Raw genomic sequence first — 7,672 nt, forward strand, 5'->3', positions numbered from 1 at the left:
AAGAAGTTGATGACATGTTCCGGCGTGCCCTTGAAGCGCTTGCGCAACACCGGGTCCTGCGTCGCGACGCCGACCGGGCAGGTATTGAGATGGCACTTGCGCATCATGATGCAGCCGGCCGCGATCAGCGGCGCGGTTGAGAAGCCGAATTCGTCGGCGCCAAGCAGCGCGCCGATGATGACGTCGCGGCCGGTGCGCAGGCCGCCATCGACCTGCAGCGCGACGCGCGACCTGAGGCCGTTGAGCACCAGCGTCTGGTGCGTCTCGGCAAGGCCCATTTCCCACGGGCTGCCGGCGTGCTTGAGCGAGGTCAGCGGCGATGCGCCGGTGCCGCCGTCATAGCCGGAAATGGTGATGTGATCGGCGCGCGCCTTGGCGACGCCGGCCGCAACCGTGCCGACACCGACTTCCGAGACCAGCTTGACCGAGACATCAGCCGCCGGATTGACGTTCTTGAGGTCGTAGATGAGCTGCGCCAGATCCTCGATCGAGTAGATGTCATGATGCGGCGGCGGCGAGATCAGGCCGACGCCCGGCGTCGAATGCCTGACCTTGGCAATGGTGGCATCGACCTTGTGACCGGGCAGCTGCCCGCCCTCGCCGGGCTTCGCGCCTTGCGCGACCTTGATCTGCATCACATCGGAGTTCACCAGATACTCCGCCGTCACGCCGAAACGCCCGGAAGCGACCTGCTTGATCGCCGAACGCTCGGGGTTCTTGCCGCCGTCCGGCAGCGGCAGGTAACGGTCGGCCTCTTCGCCGCCCTCGCCGGTGTTAGACTTGCCGCCGATCGTGTTCATGGCGCGGGCCAGCGTGGTGTGCGCTTCCCTGGAGATCGAGCCGAAGGACATCGCCCCGGTCGAGAACCGCTTGACGATATCGGCAGCCGACATGACCTCGTCGAGCGCGACCTTGTTGCGCCCGGTTTCTTCGGCCAGCCTGATCTTGAACAGGCCGCGAATGCTCTGCGCCCGCGCCGTCTCGCTGTCGATCTGAGCGGAATAGTCCTTGAACGTCTGCCACGATCCCTGGCGCACGGCGTGCTGCAGGGTGGCCACCGCATCGGGCGACCAGATATGCGCTTCGCCGCGCATGCGGAACATGTATTCGCCGCCGACCTCGAGGCTGTTGCGCAGCACCGGGTCGTTGCCGAAGCCGTCGGCGTGGCGGCTGACCGTCTCGGCTGCGATCTCTTCCAGCCCGACGCCTTCGATTAGCGTCGCGGTGCCGGTGAAATATTTTTGCACGAAGTCGGTCTTCAGCCCGATGGCGTCGAAGATCTGCGCGCCGCAATAGGACTGGTAGGTCGAGATGCCCATCTTCGACATCACCTTGAGAATGCCCTTGCCGATCGACTTGATGTAGCGGGAGACGACCTCATTGGCGTCGACTTCGGCCGGCAGCTCGCCGCGCTTGTGCATGTCGAGCAGCGTGTCGAAGGCGAGATAGGGATTGATCGCCTCGGCGCCATAGCCCGCAAGGCAGCAGAAATGATGCACCTCGCGCGGTTCGCCGGACTCGACGACCAGCCCCACCGACGTGCGCAATCCCTTGCGGATCAAATGATGGTGGACTGCCGCCGTCGCCAGCAATGCCGGGATGGCGATGCGGTCCGGCCCGAGCTGACGGTCGGACAGGATGATGATGTTGTAGCCGCCGGCGACCGCCGCCTCGGCGCGCTCGCACAGCCGGTCGATGGCGCCTTGCATGCCGGCCGCGCCTTCGTTCGAAGCATAGGTGATGTCGATCGTCTTGGTATCGAAACGGTCCTCGGTATGACCGATGGAGCGGATCTTCTCAAGATCGCCATTGGTCAGGATCGGCTGGCGCACTTCGAGCCGCTTGCGACGCGAATTGCCGACGAGGTCGAAGATGTTAGGCCTCGGCCCGATGAACGACACCAGGCTCATCACCAGTTCCTCGCGGATCGGGTCGATCGGCGGGTTGGTGACCTGGGCGAAATTCTGCTTGAAATAGGTGTAGAGCAGCTTCGATCTGTCCGACATCGCCGAAATCGGCGTGTCGGTGCCCATCGAGCCGACCGCTTCCTGGCCGGTGGTCGCCATCGGCGACATCAACAGCTTGGTGTCTTCCTGGGTAAAGCCGAACGCCTGCTGGCGATCGAGCAGGCTGACGTCCCTGCGCAGCGCCCGCGGCTCGACCGGCTTCAGGTCTTCGAGGATGAGTTGGGTGTTGGCGAGCCAGCTCTTGTAGGGATGCCTGGTCGCGATCTCCGACTTGATCTCCTCGTCGGAAACGATGCGAGCCTTCTCCAGGTCGATCAGCAGCATGCGGCCGGGCTGCAGCCGCCACTTCTTGACGATCCTTTCCTCCGGCACCGGCAGCACGCCGGCTTCCGAGGCCATGATGACGCGATCGTCGTCGGTGACGATGTAGCGCGCCGGGCGCAGCCCGTTGCGGTCGAGCGTGGCGCCGATCTGGCGGCCGTCGGTGAAGGCCACCGCCGCCGGCCCGTCCCACGGCTCCATCAGGGCGGCGTGGTATTCATAAAAGGCCTTGCGATCTTGATCCATCAGCTTGTTGCCGGCCCAGGCCTCAGGGATCAGCATCATCATTGCGTGAGCGAGCGAGTAGCCGCCCTGCGTCAGGAATTCGAGCGCATTGTCGAAACAGGCGGTGTCCGACTGCCCCTCATAGGAGATCGGCCACAGCTTGGAGATGTCGTTGCCGAACAGTTCGGAATCGACCGAGGCCTGCCGCGCCGCCATCCAGTTGACGTTGCCGCGCAGCGTGTTGATCTCGCCATTGTGGGCGACCATGCGATAGGGATGCGCCAGCTTCCACGACGGGAAGGTGTTGGTCGAGAAACGCTGGTGGACGAGGATCAGCGCCGTCTCGAAACGCGGATCGGTCAGATCCTTGTAATAGGCGCCGACCTGATAGGCCAGGAACATGCCCTTGTAGACGATGGTCCGCGATGACATCGACACGACGTAGAAGCCATTGTCGACGCCCTTGGTCTCTTCGTGGATACGACCGGAAATGACCTTGCGCAGGATGTAGAGCCGCCGTTCGTAATCGTCGTCGCTCTCGATCTCGGCGCCGCGACCCAGAAATACCTGCCGCTGGACCGGTTCGGAAGCAGCGATATCAGGCGCCTTTGACAGCGATGAATTGTCGACCGGCACGTCGCGAAAGCCGAGCAGCGGCTGGCCTTCGAGCTGCGCGACCTCGGCGATGATGCCTTCGATATGCGCCTGAAGCTCAGGATCGCGCGGCATGAACACATGGCCGACGGCGTAATGGCCGGGGTTGGGCAGTTCGACGCCCTGGCTGGCCATCTCCTCGCGGAAGAAGCGGTCGGGAAGCTGCACCAGCACGCCCGCGCCGTCGCCCATCAGCGGGTCGGCGCCGACGGCGCCGCGATGCGTCAGATTTTCGAGCACCGCCAGGCCGTCCGTGACGATTTGATGCGACTTCACGCCCTTCATATTGACGATGAAGCCGACGCCGCAGGCATCGTGCTCGTTGCGCGGATCGTAGAGGCCGTGGGCGGCGAACCCGGTAGGGGTCCGCCCGATCCTGGTCAGGCCAGTGGCGATGGACGGATTTTTGACGGCTGGCGCTTTCGTCTGCGCGGCCGGGCCGTTCGTCGCAGATGGCGTCACTTCCGTCATCGTCCTGTCCTCCGTTCTTGCCTGGCGCAGAGACAGGCGGTCGGCTGCGTCCCCCGTCTTCCCCGCCTGTGGGCGCAGGTGGATCGGTGGGCAGCGCCGAGCTGGCTGAGTAACCTTCTTCATGTTGCCAGCCTTACTCCAGTGCCATCTTTGACGGGTCCGGGAGACCCTTAGCGGCAGTATGTTTTGGTGAGTTGATCAGGCACGTCTTCTCCTTGCTCGGTCACGTGTTTGCGGTAACGGCGAGGCTGGGCTGGACGCCTGGGCCGACCTATTTGTACATCCACGTCAGGGAAATGGACGAATTGGCCAGTAAGCCATTCGCCCCTCTTTGGTTTCCTCCTTGGCCGCCCCTTTCACCTTTTGGGAGAATCCTCTTGCGGAGCCACACAGAGAGCGCCGTAACAAACCTTCTCACCCTTGTAGTTGGCCAGAGCCTGCAGCAACTCGGGTAGAAGGTGCTGTTTCAGGTCGTCCGAGATAGGCTCCGGACCCTCCAGCGCTTTCAGTGTCTGCTCGACCAACTCGATGGCGCGATCTTTGTTGCCGCTCTCATGATAGTACTGAGCGACCACCGGATAAGACAGGAACTTAGAGCCGCCGCCTTGCGGCAGTGCCACGATGTGTTTGGACAGCTCTTCGCCCATCGCGAAGCGCTCAGCAGACGGAAAGCCGGAATAATCAAAGCCCGGCGCGAAGAGTTGGTATAGCGCCCAATACATCCATCCCTCGGACTTTCTGTCGATCGCGTCGCGAACGAATTGGCGCATTACGGGCAAGCCGGCCTGCATGTCGCGCATTCTGTGAAGCAACAGATTGACATGACTCACGCGGAAGTTGAGTTTGTCCGGTATCAATGCGAGGCCTTCTTCAATCGCCGAGAGCGCCGTCTTCCAATCCTCGGCCTCCATTGCCGGCCGAAGTTTGTCGTATATGGGCTTGGTCAGCGCTTGTTCGCGCGCTATGGTTTCGCCTTCCGCAATCCGCTCCGTATCGGCGGATTTTGCCTGATCGCTGATGCGCCAGCTGCCGTTAAGCACCTTCGGCAAAACCTCATCGAGTTGCGTCGGATGACCGATAAAGGCGATGTGGCCGTCTCGGTCGACCACGAACGAGGTCGGGACCCCGTAAGAAAAGCTGGGCTCCATCCAAAGCTTGTCCATTTCGCCTGTGGAGTCGAATGCGATCCGATAGTTCAGATTCGGGAATTTTTCGGTCAACCAAGCGTCCAACGTGCTTCGGGCCTCGTCGGCCGTTGGAGCGTCTTCAGAAGCCGCGACTCCGACGATCTCAACGCCGTTGTCCTTGTATTTCTCCTGCAGCTGGATCAGATGGGGCATCCCGTCCACACATGGGCCGCACCAAGTTGCCCAAAATTCGACTATGCACACTTTGCCGGGCTCAAAGCTGGTGAGGGGCTCGCCACGCAGCCAGTTCTCGACTTTAATCGAAGGAGCCGGGGACTCCATCTGCAATACCACGTTGCGGTCCAAAGCTATTTCCAAAGGTTTCTGCACGAGCTGGTTTCCTCTCAGAGACGGCACACGGGTTCAGGGAGGAGCGGATCGCTCGTCTTGCCCCATTGAGTGCAGTCACAGTCACTCAGTCTCAAAAACCATGCCAACGCGCTCAGCGCGCAGTTAGCGCCCATTGCTTCGAAAAACCTCGACAGTGCCCAGATGTTGGTTGTAATGAACCTGACATTTGTCTGACGCTGTCAGCTTTTGGACACGCGATCACGCGCTTCGTGCCGCCAGAAGGTCAGGCCGAGCCCTGTGTTGCCAGCGGTCGCTTCGATGATTGTACCGCCCCGCGCGAGCTGGCCACGCTGTTCGGCATTAACGATCATCGACAACGCAATGCGATCCTTGATCGATCCGCCGGGATTCTGGCTTTCGAGCTTGACGAAGAGACGACACCTGCCGGTATCGAAGCTCTTCAGTTCGACGACCGGCGTCTCCCCAATCAGATCGAGCACTGACGCAAATGGCGGACGCAGGCGAGAGGACGCCTTTGTCGACGGTCGGCGGAACATCTCGAGGCTCATGCGGCTGCGGTCTCCAGAATGTCGGCATAGTGCCGTTGCGCAGCATCGGGATGCGAGCGCAGTCGGCTCTTCAGCAGTTGCGGAACAGTGGATTGTCGGGGTCGCTGGCGGGGCACCCGCTTCGGCAGCCGTTCAGGCGGCAGGTCAAGAAACCGTATGTCGGCATCAAGCCGCGCGCCGAAGAAGAAGGGAATCGAAACAGTGCCCTTCGAAAGACCCAGGGCAACGGAAATCATTGCATCGGGCGAGTTCATGCGCCTGAAGCAGCGCTGCCTGCAACTGCTTCATAGCGACAGGCGGGCGAGACTCTAGCGAGGCTTTCGCCGCTTGGTTGATTGAGGCTCTCGACGAAGCCACTAAGATTCGGCGGCCGATAATAGCTTGCTGCTCATTGGGACGTCGACCAACGCCGGGATTGAGAAAGGCAACCCTGCCCCACAAGGCGGGTGTCACACGTGCGGTGCGTCCGCTCGTCACGCCGGATGGTTTTTGAGACCTGGGTTCACGGCTAATCAGATGCACCCCTGTCGTCGTTTCGGTGCAGGCCGCCAGGGGGGCGTGTTGCAGCAGCTTGCAATTAGTTTCGCCAGTACGGGGCGTGCGAGCACGGGGCTGCACAATGAGATCATATGCCGGCGTGGGGACCAAGGTGTGGCGCAGCCTTAGAGAACTCAACACCGAGACCGGAGCAACGGAGACTGCTCTTTCGTCGAGCCAGTTTAAATTAGAACATTCTTTCTATAGTTTACGTCAATTATCCTGTTCGATAGCTCTGTCGACTAGCGATGAGACTTTTCAACGCAGCGCGGACATCCGCTGGCCGGATGTGACTTGCTATCCCTTTCAAGATCAAACAGGAGAACCCATGAGCAATCCAGTCCTTGTCAACCGGACCATTCTTGACTCCGACGTTGTACCGCTGACCAGCCGTGTCGGAGCTGAAATCAGAGGCGTTCGCCTTGGCGGAGACCTTTCGGACGCAGCGATAGCAGCCATCAACCAGCTTCTTCTAAAACACAAGGTGATCTTCTTCCGCGGCCAGGAGCACCTCGACGATGCGGAGCAGGAATTGTTCGCGCGGCGTCTGGGTAACCTTGTACCTCATCCCACGCAGGGGCCGGCAGCCGGCACGGCCTCAATCCTCAATCTCGATTCCGGCCGTGGCGGTGGCAGGGCAGACCAGTGGCATACCGATGTGACTTTCGTCGATGCCTATCCGAAATTCTCGGTCCTACGTGGCGTCGTCATTCCGGCGGCGGGGGGCGACACGATCTGGTCCAACACGCACGCCGCGTACGAGAATCTGCCGGCGCCGCTCAAAATATTGGCGGACAATCTGTGGGCTATTCATAGCAATGCCTACGACTACGCAGCCGTGCGCCCGCGCGCCACAGCCGAAGAGAAGAGGCACTTCGAGGAAGTCTTCACATCGACGATCTACGAGACCGAGCATCCGGTCGTGCGCGTCCATCCCGAAACCGGGGAGAAGTCGCTGCTGCTCGGCAATTTCGTGCAGCGCCTCGTCGGCCTTTCCAAGAGCGATTCCGCCAAACTCTACGAGGTGTTCCAGTCCTACGTCACTGCCCCGGAAAATACCGTGCGGTGGCGCTGGCAAGTAAGCGACGTCGCTATCTGGGACAACCGTGCTACCCAGCATTATGCGGTCAACGACTATGGCGACCAGCACCGGGTTGTGCGTCGCGCTACGGTTGACGGTGACGTTCCGATCGGCGTCGACGGTCGCCGCAGTATAACCCGTGTCAAGGCAGCCAAGCCGGCGGCGAAGGCAGCCTGACCGTCTGAACAGGGTAAAGATGAAAACTTCGTATCGCCGCGGCCATATCGCGCTGCTTAACCGCCCCACAAAGCCTTATGATTTCCGAGAAGCAAGGCGAGTTGCGGGCTCGAGGCTTGGCCCGAAATCGAGGTCCTGCAGCGTGGCGCATGGCTCGAGTCGCTGCTCGTGGCCCCGCTGCAGCGGTACAGG

4 protein-coding genes and 1 pseudogene are annotated in these 7,672 nt (G+C 61.3%); 1 reads left to right on the top strand and 4 read right to left on the bottom strand.

Going from position 1 to position 7,672, the window contains the following annotated elements:
* The 4 genes and pseudogenes from gltB to EN738_RS26915 all read right to left on the bottom strand — a co-directional run.
* A partial coding sequence (gltB, locus tag EN738_RS26900) for a glutamate synthase large subunit (RefSeq protein ID WP_127286344.1) occupies nucleotides 1–3,638 on the bottom strand: 3,638 nt, incomplete at its 3' end.
* A gap of 356 nt (nucleotides 3,639–3,994) precedes the next feature.
* Entirely contained in the window at nucleotides 3,995–5,107 is a 1,113-nt protein-coding gene (locus EN738_RS26905) for a TlpA disulfide reductase family protein (protein WP_126095612.1), read from the bottom strand.
* Between the two features lie 293 nt (nucleotides 5,108–5,400).
* Nucleotides 5,401–5,673 (bottom strand): annotated as a pseudogene (locus EN738_RS26910) (pyridoxal-phosphate dependent enzyme); the annotation flags it as partial.
* An 8-nt stretch (nucleotides 5,674–5,681) separates the two neighbouring features.
* Entirely contained in the window at nucleotides 5,682–5,939 is a 258-nt protein-coding gene (locus EN738_RS26915; protein WP_091600625.1) for a hypothetical protein, read from the bottom strand.
* Nucleotides 5,940–6,550: 611 nt separating this feature from the next.
* Between EN738_RS26915 and EN738_RS26920 the strand changes: the two genes are divergently transcribed.
* Complete coding sequence (locus tag EN738_RS26920) at nucleotides 6,551–7,480, top strand: TauD/TfdA family dioxygenase (protein WP_091600626.1); 930 nt, start codon at nucleotides 6,551–6,553, stop codon at nucleotides 7,478–7,480.
* Nucleotides 7,481–7,672: the final 192 nt, after the last annotated feature.

The organism is Mesorhizobium sp. M4B.F.Ca.ET.017.02.2.1 (genome assembly GCF_003998955.1).
Lineage (GTDB): Bacteria > Pseudomonadota > Alphaproteobacteria > Rhizobiales > Rhizobiaceae > Mesorhizobium > Mesorhizobium abyssinicae.

What these genes read in the sequence shown, in the direction of transcription:
- EN738_RS26920 (WP_091600626.1), top strand. Translation starts at nt 6,551, where the DNA reads ATGAGCAATCCAGTCCTTGTCAACCGGACCATTCTTGACTCCGACGTT.
- EN738_RS26915 (WP_091600625.1), bottom strand. Translation starts at nt 5,939, where the DNA reads ATGAACTCGCCCGATGCAATGATTTCCGTTGCCCTGGGTCTTTCGAAG.
- EN738_RS26905 (WP_126095612.1), bottom strand. Translation starts at nt 5,107, where the DNA reads ATGGAGTCCCCGGCTCCTTCGATTAAAGTCGAGAACTGGCTGCGTGGC.